The organism is Pseudomonas jessenii, assembly GCF_002236115.1.
Taxonomy (GTDB): domain Bacteria; phylum Pseudomonadota; class Gammaproteobacteria; order Pseudomonadales; family Pseudomonadaceae; genus Aquipseudomonas; species Aquipseudomonas jessenii.
On record NZ_NIWT01000001.1, the window covers coordinates 961,156 to 979,311 of the forward strand.

At 61.2% G+C, this 18,156-nt stretch carries 15 protein-coding genes; 4 read left to right on the forward strand and 11 right to left on the reverse strand.

Annotated features, from left to right (window positions below):
• Window positions 1-76: 76 nt before the first annotated feature.
• The 5 genes from PSJE_RS04305 to PSJE_RS04325 form a co-directional block, all read right to left on the reverse strand.
• On the reverse strand, window positions 77-1,573 hold the full coding sequence (locus PSJE_RS04305) for a helix-turn-helix transcriptional regulator (RefSeq protein ID WP_090454981.1): 1,497 nt from the start codon (window positions 1,571-1,573) through the stop codon (window positions 77-79).
• A gap of 143 nt (window positions 1,574-1,716) precedes the next feature.
• The gene (locus PSJE_RS04310) at window positions 1,717-2,610 is read right to left on the reverse strand and encodes a sigma-70 family RNA polymerase sigma factor (RefSeq protein ID WP_090454980.1); all 894 of its coding nucleotides are present in this window, start codon (window positions 2,608-2,610) and stop codon (window positions 1,717-1,719) included.
• Between the two features lie 3 nt (window positions 2,611-2,613).
• The gene (locus PSJE_RS04315; protein WP_090454979.1) at window positions 2,614-3,048 is read right to left on the reverse strand and encodes a carboxymuconolactone decarboxylase family protein; all 435 of its coding nucleotides are present in this window, start codon (window positions 3,046-3,048) and stop codon (window positions 2,614-2,616) included.
• Window positions 3,049-3,142: 94 nt separating this feature from the next.
• The gene (locus tag PSJE_RS04320; protein ID WP_090454978.1) at window positions 3,143-4,426 is read right to left on the reverse strand and encodes a Zn-dependent hydrolase; all 1,284 of its coding nucleotides are present in this window, start codon (window positions 4,424-4,426) and stop codon (window positions 3,143-3,145) included.
• A gap of 156 nt (window positions 4,427-4,582) precedes the next feature.
• On the reverse strand, window positions 4,583-6,067 hold the full coding sequence (locus tag PSJE_RS04325; protein WP_090454977.1) for an NCS1 family nucleobase:cation symporter-1: 1,485 nt from the start codon (window positions 6,065-6,067) through the stop codon (window positions 4,583-4,585).
• Window positions 6,068-6,620: 553 nt separating this feature from the next.
• Here PSJE_RS04325 and hydA point away from each other — a divergent pair.
• The 3 genes from hydA to preA all read left to right on the forward strand — a co-directional run bounded on the left by hydA (window position 6,621) and on the right by preA (window position 10,865).
• Window positions 6,621-8,060, forward strand: coding sequence for a dihydropyrimidinase (gene hydA, locus PSJE_RS04330; protein ID WP_090454976.1), 1,440 nt, complete (start codon window positions 6,621-6,623; stop codon window positions 8,058-8,060).
• A 162-nt stretch (window positions 8,061-8,222) separates the two neighbouring features.
• Entirely contained in the window at window positions 8,223-9,590 is a 1,368-nt protein-coding gene (locus PSJE_RS04335; protein WP_090454975.1) for an NAD(P)-dependent oxidoreductase, read from the forward strand.
• Entirely contained in the window at window positions 9,591-10,865 is a 1,275-nt protein-coding gene (gene preA, locus PSJE_RS04340; protein WP_057715185.1) for an NAD-dependent dihydropyrimidine dehydrogenase subunit PreA, read from the forward strand.
• Window positions 10,866-11,007: 142 nt separating this feature from the next.
• Here the strand turns inward: preA and PSJE_RS04345 are convergent, their stop codons facing one another.
• Window positions 11,008-11,628, reverse strand: a complete 621-nt coding sequence (locus tag PSJE_RS04345) for a TetR/AcrR family transcriptional regulator (RefSeq protein WP_008046717.1) — start codon at window positions 11,626-11,628, stop codon at window positions 11,008-11,010.
• 393 nt (window positions 11,629-12,021) lie between these two features.
• Here PSJE_RS04345 and PSJE_RS04350 point away from each other — a divergent pair, with 393 nt between their 5' ends.
• A complete protein-coding gene (locus PSJE_RS04350) occupies window positions 12,022-12,912 on the forward strand; it encodes an aldose 1-epimerase (protein WP_090457858.1) in 891 nt (296 codons plus the stop codon).
• Here the strand turns inward: PSJE_RS04350 and PSJE_RS04355 are convergent.
• The 5 genes from PSJE_RS04355 to pqqC all read right to left on the reverse strand — a co-directional run bounded on the left by PSJE_RS04355 (window position 12,888) and on the right by pqqC (window position 18,133).
• Window positions 12,888-14,624 (reverse strand): PAS domain-containing hybrid sensor histidine kinase/response regulator, encoded by a 1,737-nt coding sequence (locus PSJE_RS04355; protein ID WP_090454974.1) that lies wholly within the window; start codon window positions 14,622-14,624, stop codon window positions 12,888-12,890. The two genes, PSJE_RS04350 and PSJE_RS04355, sit on opposite strands and share 25 nt — an antisense overlap.
• Window positions 14,608-15,771 (reverse strand): alcohol dehydrogenase-like regulatory protein ErcA, encoded by a 1,164-nt coding sequence (ercA, locus tag PSJE_RS04360; RefSeq protein WP_057715188.1) that lies wholly within the window; start codon window positions 15,769-15,771, stop codon window positions 14,608-14,610. The genes PSJE_RS04355 and ercA overlap by 17 nt, the downstream gene beginning before the upstream one ends.
• A 220-nt stretch (window positions 15,772-15,991) precedes the next feature.
• Window positions 15,992-17,134: a pyrroloquinoline quinone biosynthesis protein PqqE gene (pqqE, locus tag PSJE_RS04365; protein ID WP_090454973.1), complete on the reverse strand. Its 1,143-nt coding sequence runs from the start codon at window positions 17,132-17,134 to the stop codon at window positions 15,992-15,994.
• Window positions 17,112-17,384, reverse strand: a complete 273-nt coding sequence (gene pqqD / locus PSJE_RS04370; RefSeq protein WP_057715190.1) for a pyrroloquinoline quinone biosynthesis peptide chaperone PqqD — start codon at window positions 17,382-17,384, stop codon at window positions 17,112-17,114. The genes pqqE and pqqD overlap by 23 nt, the downstream gene beginning before the upstream one ends.
• Window positions 17,381-18,133, reverse strand: coding sequence for a pyrroloquinoline-quinone synthase PqqC (pqqC, locus tag PSJE_RS04375; protein ID WP_090454972.1), 753 nt, complete (start codon window positions 18,131-18,133; stop codon window positions 17,381-17,383). Before pqqC ends, pqqD begins: the two co-directional genes overlap by 4 nt.
• Between the last annotated feature and the right edge of the window lie 23 nt (window positions 18,134-18,156).

An 18,156-nucleotide genomic window follows, 5' to 3' on the forward strand; every position in this document is an offset into this window, starting at 1 on the left:
CACGTCCTCAGCCTAAGAGCCGCCTCACCGGATCGACACATGAATTTGCACCCTGCAATCTAGTGCATTTACACCTTTACCCCTGCCCCTTGGTCCGCCATTCACTGGAGAACAGTCCCCGCTCCCGCGCCCAGACGATCGCCTCGCTGCGGCTGTGCACATTGAGCTTGGAGTACGCCATCGCCACATGGTTGCGCACTGTGTTCGGAGCCAGTTTCAGGCGCGCGGCGATTTCCTTGTCGGCCAGGCCTTCGCAGATCAGGCCCAGCACATCGCGCTCACGGGCGGTCAGGTCGGTGAAGGACACACTGGGCAATTTCGGTGAGTTGACGCTCTTCACATTGGCCAGTTTTTCGATCAGCGTGCGGCTGAACCATGAGGCGTCCTTCATCACTTCCTCGATGGCCGACACCAGTTCCAACTCGGTGCGCCTGCGCTCGGTAATGTCCATCAGCACCAGCAGATAACAGGGGATGTCCTGAATGTTCACGGTGTCCGCCGACACCGCGCAATCGATCAGCCCGGCGTCTTTCCTGCGCAGACGTACGTCGATGCGATCCAGGCTACCGGTTTTCTCCAGCGTGGCGAACAGCCAGATGCGCGCGTTTTTGTCATCGATGAAGTCGATCTGCGCAATGCTGCTCCCAAGCACGTCCTCACCGCGATAACCCAAGGTATCGAGGAACGCGTCGTTAACGTCCAGCACCCGTTGATCGGCCGCGCCGCACAGCAGAATCGGCACCGGAGACAGGCGAAACGCCTTGGCAAAGCGTTCTTCGCTCTGGCGCAGGGCGATTTCGGCCTTGTGCCGTGGCTCCATGTCGACGAAGGAAAACAACATGCAGGCTTCGTCGTTGAGCTCCAGCGGCTGGCCGGCCACGATGACCTGTTTACTGCCGCCATCCGCTAGCCGCAACTGGGCCTGCATCTGCGCGATGGTCACCCCTTCGCAAAGACGCTGCCTGGCCAGCTCCTTGTTTTCGGCCAGGTCCAGCACATCCAGCTCGTAGGTCGAAGTACCGATCACCTGGTCACGGGCATAACCGGTCATTTCGAGGAAACCTGGGTTGACCTTGATGTAGCGCAGATCACTGAGTCGACAGATCACTGCCGGTGCCGGGTTGGCGGCGAAGGTTTTCTCGAAACGTTGCTCGGCGCTGGCCCAGTCGGTGACATCGTCCATGATCAGCACCAGCGATTCCGGCTCGCCACGGCTGTCGGCCAGCACCAGGCTGCGCACGCGATGGACCCAGGACCGCTCGTCGTCCGCTGCCGACGCCACGTCCACCAGCACATCGCTGAACGTCTCGCCGCGCGCCAGCCGGCTGATCGGGTAGCTGTCGACTGGCACTACATGATTATTGCGATAGCGCAAGGCAAAGCGTTGGGTGTAGGCCTTGGCATTGGCGCCCAGGTCGCTGATCTGCGAGGCACCGTGCATGGCCAGCGCCGCCTCGTTGGCCCACAGGATGCTCTGGTCGGGATCGAGCAGAATCACCCCGTCGGACAAGCAGGCGATGATTTGCTGCAACTGGCGACGATTGGCCTCCGTGGAAAGGACGTGCTGGCTCATTTCGACTCCACAAGTATGGTGCCCCTGTGAAGAATACGACCGCCGGAGTTTTGGTTAGTGCAACGAACCTTGCGGGAGCGGGCTTGCTCGCGAAAGCGGTGGAGTTGGTCAGCGAAAAGCCTGGAGGGCCGGTGGTCCTTTGACTATTGCACGTTAAAGGACGCGTCAAGCCCCACCAACTTGTCCGGATTACGCATGATGAAAACCCGATTCACCCGCCCGGTTTCATCGAAAGCAAACGTCATCGACGCGGTGATAACACCGTCGGCCTTGATGATGGCGCCTCGGGCCCCATTGATTTCAACGGGCAGCCATTCACAGGTTTGCCAATAGGCGTGCAACGACTGGCCAATGAAATCCAGCACGCTTTCGATGCCAAACAGCGTTTCACGGATCGCCGAAGCCTTGCCGCCGCTGTCGGCGCAGAGTTCGACGTCTTCGCTCAGCATCACGCTCAAGTTTGCCGTGGAACCACTGGTGATGGCGTTGTGGAAGGCACTGAGCAACTGGTTTTGGCGCACAGGTTCCGGTTGATAGCGGGTCTGGGCACTGCCAAGACTCGCCTTGGCCCGAGACACCAGTTTGCGGCAAGCGGCTTCCTGCACACCGACCGCATCGGCAACCTGCGGGTAATCCATGTCGAAGATTTCGTACAGCAGGTACGCGGCACGCTCCTTGGGTGTCAACCGCTCCAGCAACAACACGAACGCGGTGGACAGCGACGAAGCCAGTTCATGCACGTGCTCGGGTGAGTCCTGATGCGCCGTGTGGATCGGCTCCGGCAGCCAGGTACCGATGTAAACTACCCGGGACTTGTGCGCCGACCGTAGCAGGTCAATGCAATGGCGGGTGCAGGCGGTGGTAAGCCAGGCGGCCGGCGTGGCGATGGAGGCCCGGTCGGCCTCCAGCCACTTGATGAACAACTCTTGCACCGCATCCTCGGCTTCGACGCGCGAACCGAGAATGCGATAGGCCAGACCAAGCAAAAAGGGCCGGCGCTGCTCGAACACAGTGGCGGCGTTTTCAGCGCAGTTCATCAATCAGTGCCTCGACACCTGCAAGCGGTTCCACAGGTTGATCATGCCGATCTCGGCTGTCAAGGCGCCGATCTGTTCGTCATTGAAATACGCCCTCAGTTCACCGCGCAGGCTGGCGTAATCGGTTTTTTCATCCAGTATCGTCAAGGCTTCGGTCCACGCCAGCGCAGCGCGCTCCGCAGCACTGAAATCACTGACGTGACGCCAGACGATCAGGCGATCCAGACGCTCGTTGGTTTCATTGGCTTCCCGGGCTTCGCGGGTGTGCATCTTCACGCAAAAACCGCATTGGTTGATCTGCGAGGCGCGCAGGTGGATCAAGTGCTTGAGGCCTGGATCAAGATCATGCTGATCGAGCGCGACATGAACCTGGGTCAGGCTTTCGAAAACCTGTGGAATCGATTGCAGCAGGTTGACCGCTTGGGTGTTGGACGACATCGGGTTGCTCCACTGTTTGAGAGGTTCAACAGGATGACGATTGAGCGTTGGGGTTTGTGACGTGCGCTGATTCATTCAGCGCACGTCACTCGGTTCAAGCAGCCAACTCTCCCTTCGCAATCGCCGCCGAAGCCGCCAGCATTGCCCGCAACAGCACCGCACACCCGGCCGCCAGGTCTTCCGGCGCGGCATTTTCGATTTCGTTGTGGCTGATGCCGCCTTCGCACGGCACGAAAATCATCCCGGCCGGGCCGAGTTCGGCGAGGAAAATCGCGTCGTGGCCCGCGCCGCTGACAATGTCCATGTGCGACAGGCCCAGGCTTTGGGCGGCGCCGCGTACCGCTTCGACGCAGCCCTTGTCGAAGTACAACGGTGGGAAGTCGGCCGTTGGCGTGAGTTCGAAGGTCAGGCCGTGTTCGTCGCAGGTGGTTTCGATGACTTCACGCACTTCGGCAATCATCGAGTCCAGGCGCGCCGGTTCCAGGTGCCGGAAGTCCAGGGTCATGCGCACTTCGCCAGGGATGACGTTGCGCGAGCCGGGATAGGCTTGCAGGCAACCGACGGTGCCGCAGGCATGGGGTTGATGGCTGAGGGCGGCGCGGTTGAGCGCACCGACGATCACCGCGGCGCCGACCAGGGCGTCCTTGCGCAGGTGCATCGGGGTCGGGCCGGCGTGGGCTTCGACGCCGCGCAGTTTGAGGTCAAACCATTTCTGCCCGAGGGCGCCCATGACCACGCCTATGGTCTTGCGTTCGTCTTCCAGTATCGGGCCTTGCTCGATGTGGGCTTCAAAGTAGGCACCGACTTTGTGGCCGCTGACTTTGCGCGGCCCGGCATAACCAATGGCATTCAGTGCCTGCCCCACCGTCACGCCCTCGGCATCGACCTTGACCAGGGTTTCCTCGAGGGTGAATTTTTCCGCGAACACGCCGGAACCCATCATGCACGGGGCGAAGCGCGAGCCTTCTTCGTTGGTCCAGACCACCACTTCCAGCGGCGCTTCGGTTTCGATATTGAGGTCGTTGAGGGTACGCAGCACTTCGACGCCGGCCAGCACACCGAAGCAGCCATCGAACTTGCCGCCGGTGGGCTGGGTGTCGATGTGGCTGCCGGTCATCACCGGTGGCAGATCGGGATTGCGCCCGGGGCGACGGGCGAAGATGTTGCCGACGGCGTCGATGCTGACGGTGCAGCCGGCATCGATACACCATTTGACGAAGATGTCCCGGGCCTGGCGATCCAGATCGGTCAGGGCCAGGCGACACACGCCGCCCTTGACCGTGGCGCCGAGCCTGGCCAGTTCCATGAGCGATTGCCACAGGCGGTCGCGGTTGATGTGCTGATGGCTGGACTGCAGAACGTCTACGGCCGCGTTCATGATGATTTCCTCAGGCTGTTCTTATCAGGCTGTTCTTATCGGTTTCTCTCAAGCATTTTTTGGTGTGTTTGAGGCCCTCTTCGCGAGCAAGCCCGCTCCCACCTTTGGAATGCATTCCCCCTGTGGGAGCGGGCTTGCTCGCGAAGAGGCCAGTCATCACACCGCAGATTTCGCTACAGATGGGTTGGGCCGCATCACACTCAACCCGTAATAAATAACCCCACCCAGCGCCGAGCCAGTGAACCAGCCATAGCTGTAGAACCAGCTGAACGCATCGCTGCCCAGGGACAGCAGCGTCAGCACCACCGGCACACCAAACGCGATGAACCCGCTCCAGTTCCACGCCGGATACACGTCATCGCGGTACAGGCCGGCGAGGTCCAGTTGCTGCTTCTTGATCAGAAAATAGTCCACCACCATGATCCCGGCGATCGGCCCCAACAGGCTGGAATAGCCGAGCAACCAGTTGGAATAGACCGTTTCCAGGCTGAGATCGGAAACGATCAGGCCGAGCTTTTTCAGCAGTTCATGGGCCATCAGCGCAAGTCCGACCAGCCCGGTGAGGATTACCGCTTTGGTCCGGTTGATCGCCTTGGGTGCGATGTTCTGGAAATCGTTGGTGGGCGACACGATGTTGGCTGCGGTGTTGGTCGACAGCGTGGCGATGATGATCAGCGCCATGGCCAGCGCCACCCAGACCGGACTCTGGATATGGCCGATCAGGGTCACCGGGTCGGACACCGTCACCCCCACCAGCTTCACCGAGGCGGCGGTCATCACCACGCCCAGGGAGGCAAACAGGAACATGGTCAGCGGCAAGCCGATGATCTGCCCGACGATCTGGTCCTTCTGGCTTTTCGCATAGCGGCTGAAGTCGGGGATGTTCAGCGACAGCGTGGCCCAGAACCCGACCATCGCGGTCAGCCCGGCCGCAAAGTAACTGGCCACGCCCGCGCCTTCAGGGCGCTTGGCCGGGATCGCCAGCAACTCGGTCATCGACACGTTGGGCATGGCCCACACCAACAACCCTACCCCCACCAGCACCAGCAGCGGTGCCGAGAGCGTTTCCAGCCATTTGATCGACTCGGCACCGCGAATCACCACCCACAGGTTCAGCGCCCAGAACACCATGAAGCCGATGACCTCACCGGTGCCGCCCAGGGACTTCCAGCCCTCGAACACCGAGCCGAGGAACAGGTGAATCGCCAGCCCGCCGAACATGGTCTGGATGCCGAACCAGCCACACGCCACCAGGGCGCGGATCAGGCACGGAATGTTGGAGCCGAGCACGCCGAAGGACGAGCGCAGCAACACCGGAAAGGGAATACCGTACTTGGTGCCGGGAAAGGCGTTAAGCGTCAGGGGAATCAGCACGATGATGTTGGCAAACAGAATCGCCAGCAGCGCTTCACCGACGGTCAGGCCGAAGTACGCGGTCAGCACGCCACCAAGGGTGTAGGTCGGCACGCAGATCGCCATGCCTACCCACAGCGCGGTGATGTGCCATTTGTTCCAGGTGCGTTCGCGCACCTTGGTCGGTGCAATGTCGTGGTTGTAACGGGGACTGTCGAGGACATCGCTGCTGGCTTCAAGCTCGAACAAGCCGTCGCGCTCGGTCACTTGCGATCTGATCTGTTGCATGGCCGCTCCACTGTTCTTTGAATTATTTTTTGCTCATCGGGGGCTGGCGGCATCAATAAACGTGCCGGGTGCCCCGATTACGCATCGGGCAGTTCCATAAACACTCTGTAAGCAACTGATGTTTATCAGTTTTATGCAGTCAACGATGCAGTCCTCAGTTGCATGTCATGCCACTCAGGCCGAATGCCAGACAAGTTGTCCTGACAGTCAGGACTCAATCTGGTGCGTTGATCTTTTTTTCAATGGCTGCGCATCAACCATAGACCATACTCAAACAGCTGATTTCACATAAGAAATCTTGACTATTTTTCGATCCTGTCAAGTGCGTCAAAATGGTGAACGGCCTCACCATTTTGGTGATTCTTGTAATTAATCTTTAAATATCAATTAGTTAATACCTGAATAAGCTTATAAAAAATATTCTTGCCGATTCGGATAACTGCAGCTAGCGTTTAATCCTGACAGCACTGACAGGAATAAATCTGACCGGGCTGTTTTTATATAGAACATCTAGAACCGGCATAAACCGGTCATTGCCTGCGAGGAACTCGGAATGTCTCTGTTGATCCGTGGCGCCACCCTTATTACCCATGATGAAAGTTATCGCGCCGATGTGTATTGCGCAGACGGCGTGATCAAGGCCATCGGCGAAAATCTCGATGTACCTGCAGGCGCCGAAGTGCTCGACGGCAGCGGCCAATACCTGATGCCCGGCGGCATCGACCCGCACACCCACATGCAACTGCCCTTCATGGGCACCGTGGCCAGCGAAGACTTCTACAGCGGCACGGCGGCCGGACTGGCCGGCGGCACCACGTCGATCATCGACTTCGTGATTCCCAACCCGCAGCAATCCTTGCTCGAAGCCTTCCATCAGTGGCGCGGCTGGGCCGAGAAGTCGGCGTCGGACTATGGCTTTCACGTCGCCATCACCTGGTGGAGCGAACAGGTCCGCGAGGAAATGGCCGAACTGGTCAGCCAGCACGGCGTCAACAGCTTCAAGCATTTCATGGCCTACAAGAACGCGATCATGGCCGCCGATGACACCCTGGTGGCGAGTTTCGAACGCTGCCTGGAACTGGGCGCGGTGCCGACCGTTCACGCGGAAAACGGTGAACTGGTGTATCACCTGCAACGCAAGCTGATGGCCCAGGGCATCACCGGACCGGAAGCGCATCCGCTGTCGCGGCCTTCACAGGTTGAGGGCGAGGCCGCGAGCCGGGCGATCCGCATCGCCGAAACCCTGGGTACGCCACTGTATCTGGTGCATGTCTCGACCAAGGAAGCCCTGGACGAAATCACCTACGCCCGGGGCAAGGGCCAGCCGGTCTACGGCGAAGTACTGGCCGGGCACCTGCTGCTGGACGACAGCGTCTACCGCGATCCGGACTGGCAAACCGCCGCCGGTTACGTGATGAGCCCGCCGTTCCGCCCCCGCGGCCATCAAGAGGCGCTCTGGCATGGCTTGCAATCGGGCAACCTGCACACCACCGCCACCGACCACTGCTGCTTCTGCGCCGAGCAAAAAGCCGCTGGCCGCGACGACTTCAGCAAGATCCCCAACGGCACCGCCGGCATCGAAGACCGCATGGCGGTGTTGTGGGATGAAGGTGTGAACAGCGGACGCTTTTCGATGCAGCAATTCGTCGCGCTGACGTCCACCAACACGGCGAAGATCTTCAACCTCTACCCACGCAAAGGCGCGATTCGTGTGGGTGCCGATGCCGACCTGGTGCTGTGGGACCCGCAAGGCACGCGGACCATTTCCGCCAAGACCCACCATCAGCAGGTGGACTTCAACATCTTCGAAGGCAAGACCGTGCGCGGCGTGCCCAGCCACACCATCAGCCAGGGCCGCGTGGTCTGGGCCGACGGCGACCTGCGGGCCGAACGTGGGGCCGGGCGCTACATCGAGCGGCCGGCGTACCCGGCGGTGTTTGATTTGCTGAGCAAGCGGGCCGAGTTGAATCAGCCGGTTGCCGTGAAACGCTGAGAGCGGCCTTCGGCCTATCGCGAGCAAGCTCGCTCCCACAGGTTTTGTGAACACCCGAGATCCCTGTGGGAGCGAGCTTGCTCGCGATGAGGCCCGCACAGACAACACAAAAAACAATGCCCATTCAGAGGCAGCACCTCAAATAACCGTGAGGCCAAAACCGTGATCAAGACCCTGGACCACCTCCCGCATCCCGTTGAGAATGCGGCCGCCCTCGCCGGCCACTTCACCGATCTGGCGCCGCCGCTCAACGAGCGCCAGGCGCACCTGGAAGCCTCGCGCTGCCTGTATTGCTACGACGCGCCCTGCGTGAATGCCTGTCCGAGCGAGATCGACATTCCCTCGTTCATCCGCAACATTGCGCAGGACAACGTGCAAGGCGCCGCGCAGAAAATCCTCTCGGCCAACATCCTCGGCGGCAGTTGCGCCCGGGTGTGCCCGACGGAGATTCTTTGCCAGCAAGCCTGCGTGCGCAACAACACTCACGAATGCGCGCCGGTCATGATCGGCCTGTTGCAACGTTACGCCGTGGACAACGCCCACTTCAGCACGCACCCCTTCCAGCGTGCTGCCGCCACCGGCAAACGCATCGCCGTGGTGGGTGCCGGTCCGGCCGGTTTGTCCTGCGCCCACCGCAGTGCCATGCACGGGCATGACGTGGTGATTTTCGAGGCGCGGGAAAAGGCTGGCGGCCTCAACGAATACGGAATCGCCAAATACAAACTGGTGGATGACTACGCGCAAAAGGAGCTTGAGTTCCTGTTGGAGATTGGCGGCATCGAAATCCGCAACGGGCAGAAACTCGGGGAGAACCTGACCCTCAGTGAACTGCATCAACAGTTCGATGCGGTGTTCCTCGGCCTCGGGCTCAATGCCAGCAAACAGCTAGGGCTGGCCCACGAAGACGCGCCCGGCCTGCTCGCCGCCACCGACTACATCCGCGAACTGCGCCAGGCCGATGACCTGAGCCAACTGCCCCTGGCCGACCACTGCATTGTCCTCGGCGCAGGCAACACTGCCATCGACATGGCGGTGCAAATGGCCCGCCTCGGCGCTCACGATGTGAATCTGGTGTACCGCCGTGGCATCGAGGACATGGGGGCCACCCATCACGAACAGGAGATTGCCAAGGCCAATCAGGTGCGGCTGATGACCTGGGCTCAACCCGAAGAAGTGCTGCTCGATGACCATGGCCGCGTGCGCGGCATGCGTTTCGCCCGCACCCGTCTGGTGGAAGACCGCCTGCAAACCACCGGTGAAACCTTCGAACTGGCCGCCGACGCGATCTTCAAGGCCATCGGCCAGACCTTCGACGGCAGCGCCCTCAGCGATCCACTGGCCCGAGAACTCAAGCGTCAGGGCGAACGCATCGAAGTCGATGAGCAACTGCGCACCAGCATCCCCGGCGTGTATGCCGGCGGCGACTGCACCAGCCTCGATCAAGACCTTACCGTGCAAGCCGTGCAGCATGGCAAGCGCGCCGCCGAGGCGATCAACGCTCAACTGATGCTCAACGTGGAGGCTGCGTAAATGGCCGATCTGTCGATTGTCTTCGCCGGCATCAAAGCACCCAATCCATTCTGGCTGGCCTCCGCGCCGCCGACCGACAAGGCCTACAACGTGGTCCGCGCCTTCGAGGCCGGCTGGGGCGGCGTGGTCTGGAAAACCCTGGGTGAAGACCCGGCGGCGGTGAACGTGTCGTCGCGCTACTCGGCGCACTTCGGGGCTAACCGGGAGGTACTGGGCTTTAACAACATCGAGCTGATCACCGACCGCTCGCTGGAGATCAACCTGCGGGAAATCACCCAGGTCAAAAAGGACTGGCCGGACCGTGCGCTGATCGTGTCCTTGATGGTGCCCTGCGTCGAAGAATCCTGGAAACACATCCTGCCGCTGGTGGAAGCCACTGGCGCCGACGGCATCGAGCTGAACTTCGGTTGCCCCCACGGCATGCCGGAACGCGGCATGGGCGCGGCGGTCGGCCAGGTGCCGGAATACGTGGAACAGGTCACCCGCTGGTGCAAGACCTATTGCTCGCTGCCGGTGATCGTCAAGCTCACGCCGAACATCACCGACATCCGTGTCGCCGCCCGCGCCGCCCACCGTGGTGGTGCCGATGCGGTGTCGTTGATCAACACCATCAACTCGATCACCAGCGTTAACCTCGAACGCATGGTCGCCAATCCCATGGTCGGCAGCCAAAGCACCCACGGCGGTTACTGCGGCTCGGCCGTCAAGCCGATAGCCTTGAACATGGTCGCCGAAATCGCCCGCGACCCGCAGACCCAAGGCCTGCCGATCAGCGGGATCGGCGGCATTGGCAACTGGCGCGATGCGGCGGAATTCATCGCGCTCGGCAGTGGCTCGGTGCAGGTCTGCACGGCGGCGATGCTGCATGGCTTCCGGATAGTCGAAGACATGAAGGACGGCTTGTCACGCTGGATGGACAGTCAGGGCTATGCCAGCATTTCGGAGTTTTCCGGCCGCGCGGTGGGCAACACCACGGACTGGAAGTACCTGGACATCAACTACAAGGTGATCGCGAAAATCGATCAGGAGGCTTGTATCGGTTGCGGTCGCTGCCATATCGCTTGTGAGGACACCTCGCACCAGGCCGTGGCCAGCCTCAAGCAGGCGGATGGCACTCACAAGTATCAAGTGATCGATGAGGAGTGCGTGGGCTGCAACCTGTGCCAGATCACCTGCCCGGTGCAGGACTGCATCGAGATGGTGCCGGTGGAGACTGGCAAGCCGTTCCTGGACTGGAATCATGATCCGAGGAATCCGTATCACGTCGGTCCTTGAAATCTGCGGCGTCTGAACCGGCGCCATCGCGAGCAAGCTCGCTCCCACAGTGGATTTGTGTCGTACATCAAACCTGAGTACACCAATGATCCCTGTGGGAGCGAGCTTGCTCGCGATGAGGCCGGCCACTGCAGCACAAATCTCAAGGCTCCAACCCGATCCCCCGCAAAATCACACTGGTCACCGTCTGCACCGCTTTCTCGAACTGCATGTCCGACAGCGGCTGATGGTCGTTGAGAATGTTCACCTGGTGATCGAAGTCGGCGTAGTGCTGGGTCGAGGCCCAGATCATGTACAGCAGGCTCGAGGGCTCCACCGGCAGGATGCGTTTGTCGTCCACCCACTGGCGGATTTTCGCTTCCTTCATCTTGGCCCAGTCGTACAGGCTCGCATCCAGCGCTTCGCCGAGGGTCGGCGCGCCATGGATGATTTCGTTGGCCCAGACTTTCGAGCCATAGGGCCGGCTGCGGGAATGGTTCATCTTGGCGCGGATGTAGCTGCTGAGCACCACACGCGGGTCATCGAACATCTCGAAGCACAGCGCATCCTGCTTCCAGACTTCCAGCAAGTCGAACAGCACGGCGCTGTACAACTCGGTCTTGGTGCTGAAGTAGTAGTGCAGGTTGGAGCGCGGCAGTTGTACTTCAGCGGCGATGTCGGCCATGGCGGTGCTGCCAAAGCCCTTTTCAGCGAAGACTTTTTCCGCCCCCAGCAGGATTTTTTCGACGTTACTGCGACGAATCTCGATCTTGTGATTGCCCATGCGGATCCCCGACAACAACGTTGAGCAAGACTAGCATCCGCTCTGGATCGCGGCGACAGGGGAAAACGAAACTTCGTGCAGCCACTGTCGTAAAGCTAAACTCTGCGCACTTGGAAACTGCCTGAGGTACCCACGATGTTGCTCAAGAAAACCCTGACCGTCGCGGCCCTGCTCGGCACGCTGCCGCCGATGATTTCCAGCTGACAATCCAATCCCTTGTGGGAGCGAGCTTTTGTGGCGAGGGGGCTTGCCCCCGTTAGGCTGCGCAGCAGTCGTAAATATAAACTCCTCGATATGCCTGAAAGTCGTAGGGGCCGCTTCGCGACCCAACGGGGGCAAGCCCCCTCGCCACAGGGAACGGTGCAAGCCTTGAAAATCACACAGCAGGTCAACATGTCGCTAACACTGATCGAACTCGAAGACGAATTCACCCGCCTCATCCTCGCGCCCGAGCTTGGCGCCAGCATCGTCAACTGGACGGTGCGCAGCACCGGACAGCCCTTGTTGCGCCACAGTGATGCCCATGCCCTGAACACCGGCCTGCCCGGCAAACTCGGCTGCTTTCCCTTGATCCCCTGGTCCAACCGCATCGCCGATGGCGGTTTCGATTGCCCCGATGGCTGGCTGGCACTGGCGCCCAACAGCCTCACCGATCCCCTGCCGATTCACGGCAGCGCCTGGCAGCAGGCGTGGGACATGGTTTCCCGGTCGGAAAATGAAGTGATCCTGCAACTCGACAGTACAGCCCTCTTCGCTTATCGCGCCCGGCAACGTTTCCATTTGAGCGCGGGCAAGCTGAGCATCGAACTGCACGTCACCCACCTGGCCGAGCACGCTGCGTGGCATGGCCTGGGATTACATCCGTATCTGCCACGCACCGCGAACACCCGACTACAGGCACCCGCCCGGCATGTGTGGTTGTGCGACAGGGCAAAACTGCCGACAGAACTCAGCGCATTGCCGCTCGAGTGGGATTTCCAGCATCTGAAGGCATTGCCCGAATCGCTGGTGGACAACGGCTTCTGCGAATGGAACGGTCACTGCCTGATCGAGCAAGCGGATCTTGGTTACACGCTCGACTGCCAGGCCACCGGCAGCGATTACTACCTGCTGTACTGCCCCGTGGGCCTGGAGTTTTTCTGCATCGAACCGGTGAGCCATCCGATCAACGCGCACCACCTGCCCGGTCGGCCGGGGTTGCGTTTGCTGGAACAGGGCCAATCCACCGAACTGGGTTTCACCCTGCAGTATCGACCGCTTCAGGCAGATGCTCCCAACAGTTGACTCAATACCGCTCGCAACTTGCCAGGCTTCACCGGTTTGTTCAGCAAGGGTGCGTTGAGCCGCTGCAACGCACGCCGACATTGGTCGGTGCGGTCGGCGGTAATGATCACCGCGGGAATGTCCTGGTGGAAATGCTCGCGTAAATGTCGCACCACATCACAGCCGACCACCCCGTGATCGAGGTGGTAGTCCGCGAGAATCAGCTCCGGCGCCTGTCCGCGTAACGCTGCCAGTGCGGCCGCTTCATCGGTGGCGACCAGAACGTCGCAGCCCCACTGCCCGAGCAACGCGCCCATGCTTTCGAGAATGCTCACTTCGTTGTCGATCACCAGCAGACGGCGGCCCGGCAGCGGATTGCCGGTACCCGGTTGTGGTACCGCCTGGCTCACGGGCAACGGAACCTCGTCGGATATCGGCACCTCGATGCTGAACATCGAACCCCGCCCCGGCAACGAGTACACGCCGACTTTATAGCCAAGGATCTTGGCGATGCGCTCGACAATCGCCAGCCCCAGGCCCACGCCCTTGCGGTCGGCGGCGCGACCGACATCCAGTTGGTTGAACTCGAGGAAGATCGAATCGAGCCGGTCGGCGGCGATGCCACGCCCGGTGTCCCAGACCTCCAGGCGCAACATCTCGCCCCGACGCCTTACCGCCAGCAGGATGCTGCCTTCATCGGTGTAGCGGCAGGCATTGCTGAGAAAGTTGCGCAGGATCCGCGTCATCAGGCGCAAGTCGGTGCTGATGGCGTAATCGGCCATGCGCACCCGCAGGTTCAAGCCGGCCGCCTGGGCGACGGACTGGAACTCCGACACCAGCGGCCCCAGCAGTTCATCGAGTCGGTACGACGCGATGTCCGGCTTGACCGCGGCCTGATCGAGCCGGGAAATGTCGAGCAGATCCGTCAATAGGTCTTCGGCCCCTTCCAGGGCCTGGTGAGTGCGCTCCACCAGCACCTGTTCGGCTTCCGGCAATTGGCGTTCGCGCAAGGTCGAAACCAGCAACCGCGCGGCGTTCAGCGGTTGCAGCAGGTCGTGGCTGGCGGCGGCGAGGTATTTGTCCTTGCTGTGATTGGCGGCCTCGGCGGCATCGCGGGCATCGCGCAAGGCCTTGGCGATCTGTTTACGCTGGGTAATCTGCTGCTGAAGGTTACGGTTGGCTTCGAGCAGTTCATTGGTGCGCGCGACGACGCGCAGCTCCAGTTCGTCATTGAGTTGCTGCAGGCGTTGCTGGGCCTGTTTGCGCTCGGTGATATCGGAAACGAACCCCTCCACCAGGCCTTCCTGGCCAGGTTTGAGCAGCAGGTTCATCAACACATCGAGATGGCTGCCGTCCTTGCGCCGCAAGCGGGTTTCATAGCCGTGCAGGCTGCGCTGGTGCCTGAGGATCTCGCCGATGTTTTCCAGCTCCTGCGCGCCGTCGACAAACAGGGCGCCGGCCAGGTCGGTCAGGGAGAACAGCACCTCCTGCGGGTCCTGATAGCCAAGCATGCGTGCCAGCGCCGGGTTGGCGGCACGCATGCCATCGTGCAGGCTGGCCTGGAAGATACCGTGCACCGCGTTTTCGAACAGCCACTTGTAGCGGTTACGCTCGGCTTCCAGATCATCCAGGCGCGCGGCCAGTTCCGGGTAATGACTCTTGCGCGCCGAATGGCTGCCCAGCCCCAGCAGCCCGGCCAGGGCGCGTTGTTGCTCGTCAGAGGGCTTCGCCATAGACGACCTCGACATCACGCTGGCTGGATTCGCGCGGGTTGGTCAGGATGCACGGATCGTGCATCGCATGCTGCGACAGGAACGGAATATCCGAGGTCCTGACGCCATGCAAACCGAGGGTTTCGTGAAAGCCGATGGCGTGCTTGAGGGCGATCAGGTGTTCGACCAGGCGCCCACAGATCTGCCGGTGATTCAGGCCTCGGCAGTCGATGCCGAAGGTCTCGGCGATCACCTTGAAGCGCTCCGGTGCCGAGTTGTAATTGAAGGCCACCACATGCTCGACGAGCACCGCGTTGCACAGGCCGTGGGGCAGGTCCAGAAAGCCGCCGAGGCTGTGGGACATGGCATGCACGGCGCCCAGGATGGCGTTGGAAAACGCCAGCCCGGCCTGCATGCTGCCGAGCATGATCTTCTCGCGCAGGGCGATGTCGGTCGGGTTGGCGATCATTTGCACCAGATTGCCATTGATCAGGCGCATCGCCTCCAGCGCATGGGGGTCGGTCAACGGCCCGTGGCCGGTGGACACGAAGGCTTCGATGGCATGCACCAACGCGTCGATGCCGGTACAGGCCGACAGGAACGGGTCCATGCTCAGGGTGGTTTCCGGATCGATCAGCGAAACGTCCGGCACCACGGCCTTGCTGACGATGGAGAACTTCATGCGCTCCTGCTGATTGGAAATGATCACGAATTGCGAGACATCGGCCGAGGTGCCGGCGGTGGTCGGAATCAGGATCAGCGGCGGGCTGGGCACACGGATGGTGTCCACGCCCTCGAAATCGAGAATGCTGCGGCCGTGGGCGACGACGATGCCGATGCCTTTGCCGCAGTCCATCGGGCTGCCACCACCGACGGCGACGATCACGTCGCAGTGGTTTTCCCGGTACATCTCGGCACCGAGCATCACCTCTTCGACCCGTGGGTTGGGCGAGACATCGCTGTACAGGCAGTATTCGATGCCCAGCGCTTGCAGGCTGGCCTCGACATCGGCGACCCAGCCGGCGGCGATCACGCCGGGATCGCTGACCACCAGCACCTTGCGTGCGCCAAAGGTCTTGGCGTAATTGCCGACACTGTGCCGGCTACCGGCACCGAAGATGATTTCAGGGGAAACGAACTTGCGCAGCTGGTTGAGACTCTGGCTCATTGGAAAGCCTGTTTTTATTGTTTTGGAAGGTAGAAACCACACTAAACCATCCAGCTGCGAATGCAATCAGACCAAGGTCATCCGCCCTATTCTGCGAACGCCGCAGCCCCCTGTGGGAGCGAGCTTGCTCGCGATAGCTGCATCACAGTCGACATCAATGTTGATTGTGCCGACCTCATCGCGAGCAAGCTCGCTCCCACAGGGGATTTATGTCGCCAGACTAACCGCGATAGATCAGCTGCGAAGTCTTCGCATTGCGCAGCGTCAGGTGTTCGATCCCCATCCCTGGCACCTCGGCTTCTTCGCGGGCCTTGAGGATCACGCCGTGGTGCGGCGACTTGCTGCACACCGGGTCGGCATTGCTGGCATCGCCAGTCAGCATGAAAGCCTGGCAGCGGCACCCGCCCAGGTCCTTGTGCTTTTCATCGCAGGAGCGGCACGGCTCCTTCATCCACTCATCACCGCGAAAACGATTGAAGCCGAACGAGTCGTTCCAGATGTGCGAGAGGCTGTGCTCGCGCACGTTGGGAAACGCTACCGGCAACTGCCGGGCGCTGTGGCAAGGCAAGGCCGTGCCGTCGGGGGTGATGTCAAGAAACAGGTTGGCCCAGCCGTTCATGCAGGTCTTGGGGCGTTCCTCGTAGTAGTCCGGGGTGACGAAGATCAACTTGCACGGGTGGCCCTGAGCTTCAAGCCGCTGGCGATACTCGTTGGTGATGCGCTCGGCACGTTGCAATTGCTCCCGTGTGGGCAACAGGCCGACGCGGTTGAGTTCAGCCCAGCCATAGAACTGGCACGTGGCCAATTCGACGAAATCCGCTTCCAGCTCCAGGCACAACTCGATGATCTGCGCGATCCGGTCGATGTTGTGCCGATGGGTGACGAAGTTCAGCACCATCGGATAGCCCTGGGCTTTCACCGCACGGGCCATGGCGAGTTTCTGGGCAAAGGCCTTGCGCGAGCCGGCCAGCATGTTATTCACCGCTTCGTCGGCGGCCTGGAAGCTGATCTGGATATGGTCCAGCCCGGCCACCTTGAAGTCGCGCACCTTCTGCTCGGTCAAACCGATGCCCGAAGTGATCAAATTGGTGTAGTAACCCATGTCTCGCGCGGCCTTGATCAACTCGGCGAGGTCCTGACGTACCAGCGGCTCGCCACCGGAAAAGCCCAATTGCGCGGCGCCCATGTCCCGCGCTTCGCGGAATACGCGGATCCATTCTTCCGTGCCCAGTTCCTCACCGTGCCGGGCAAAGTCCAACGGATTGGAGCAATACGGGCATTGCAACGGACAGCGGTAGGTCAACTCGGCGAGCAGCCACAACGGCGGTCCGGGCAGCGTCTCACTCGATCCAGAATTGCGCATGGGCCACCTCCAGAAACGCCAGCACGTCTTCGTCGATCCCGGGTACGCCGGGGAAATTCGCGCTCAATCGATCAATGATCGCTGCCACGCTGCGCTGGCCATCCACCAGGTCGAGAATCTGCCCGGCGCTGCTGTTGAGCTTGATCATGCCTTCGGGGTACAGCAGCACGTGGCAATCCTGACGGGGCTCCCATTGCAGACGAAAACCACGACGCAAGGCCGGTGACTGCTGGCGATTGATCAGGCTCACAGGGCTATCCCCCGGTGCCAGACGTTGTCGCCGGTGACCGTGTGATAAGGCGGGCGCGCAAGTTCGTAGGCCATGCTCATGGCATCGAGCATGCTCCACAGCACGTCGAGCTTGAATTGCAGGATCTCCAGCATGCGTTGTTGCCCCTCGGCCGTCACGTAGTGCGCCAGGGTAATGCGCAAGCCATGCTCGACATCGCGCCGCGCCTGACTCAGGCGCGTGCGGAAATAGTCGTAGCCGGCGACGTCGATCCACGGGTAATGGGTCGGCCAGGCGTCGAGTCGCGACTGATGGATCTGTGGGGCAAAGAGTTCGGTCAGCGAACTGCTGGCCGCTTCCTGCCAGCAGGCGCGACGGGCGAAATTGACATAGGCATCCACCGCAAACCGCACCCCGGGCAGCACCAGTTCCTGGGAGAGGATCTGCTCGCGATCCAGGCCCACGGCTTCGCCCAGGCGCAGCCAGGCTTCGATTCCGCCCTCGCTGCCGGGGACGCCGTCGTGGTCGAGAATCCGTTGCAGCCACTCCCGGCGCACGTCGCGGTCCGGGCAGTTAGCCAGGATCGCGGCGTCCTTCAGGGGAATGTTGATCTGATAGTAGAAGCGATTGGCGACCCAGCCCTGGATCTGCTCGCGGCTGGCGCATCCGGCGTACATCGCTTGGTGGAAGGGATGGTGGATATGGTAGTAGGCGCCCTTGGCGCGCAGGGCGGCTTCGAATTCTGTGGGGGACATGGGGGTGTCAGTCATTTTGTTCTCCGGGAATTTTTGCG

Coding starts and splice junctions, on each gene's coding strand:
- PSJE_RS04305 (WP_090454981.1), bottom strand. CDS start 1,573: ATGAGCCAGCACGTCCTTTCCACGGAGGCCAATCGTCGCCAGTTGCAG.
- PSJE_RS04310 (WP_090454980.1), bottom strand. CDS start 2,610: ATGAACTGCGCTGAAAACGCCGCCACTGTGTTCGAGCAGCGCCGGCCC.
- PSJE_RS04315 (WP_090454979.1), bottom strand. CDS start 3,048: ATGTCGTCCAACACCCAAGCGGTCAACCTGCTGCAATCGATTCCACAG.
- PSJE_RS04320 (WP_090454978.1), bottom strand. CDS start 4,426: ATGAACGCGGCCGTAGACGTTCTGCAGTCCAGCCATCAGCACATCAAC.
- PSJE_RS04325 (WP_090454977.1), bottom strand. CDS start 6,067: ATGCAACAGATCAGATCGCAAGTGACCGAGCGCGACGGCTTGTTCGAG.
- hydA (WP_090454976.1), top strand. CDS start 6,621: ATGTCTCTGTTGATCCGTGGCGCCACCCTTATTACCCATGATGAAAGT.
- preA (WP_057715185.1), top strand. CDS start 9,591: ATGGCCGATCTGTCGATTGTCTTCGCCGGCATCAAAGCACCCAATCCA.
- PSJE_RS04345 (WP_008046717.1), bottom strand. CDS start 11,628: ATGGGCAATCACAAGATCGAGATTCGTCGCAGTAACGTCGAAAAAATC.
- PSJE_RS04350 (WP_090457858.1), top strand. CDS start 12,022: ATGTCGCTAACACTGATCGAACTCGAAGACGAATTCACCCGCCTCATC.
- PSJE_RS04355 (WP_090454974.1), bottom strand. CDS start 14,624: ATGGCGAAGCCCTCTGACGAGCAACAACGCGCCCTGGCCGGGCTGCTG.
- ercA (WP_057715188.1), bottom strand. CDS start 15,771: ATGAGCCAGAGTCTCAACCAGCTGCGCAAGTTCGTTTCCCCTGAAATC.
- pqqE (WP_090454973.1), bottom strand. CDS start 17,134: ATGCGCAATTCTGGATCGAGTGAGACGCTGCCCGGACCGCCGTTGTGG.
- pqqC (WP_090454972.1), bottom strand. CDS start 18,133: ATGACTGACACCCCCATGTCCCCCACAGAATTCGAAGCCGCCCTGCGC.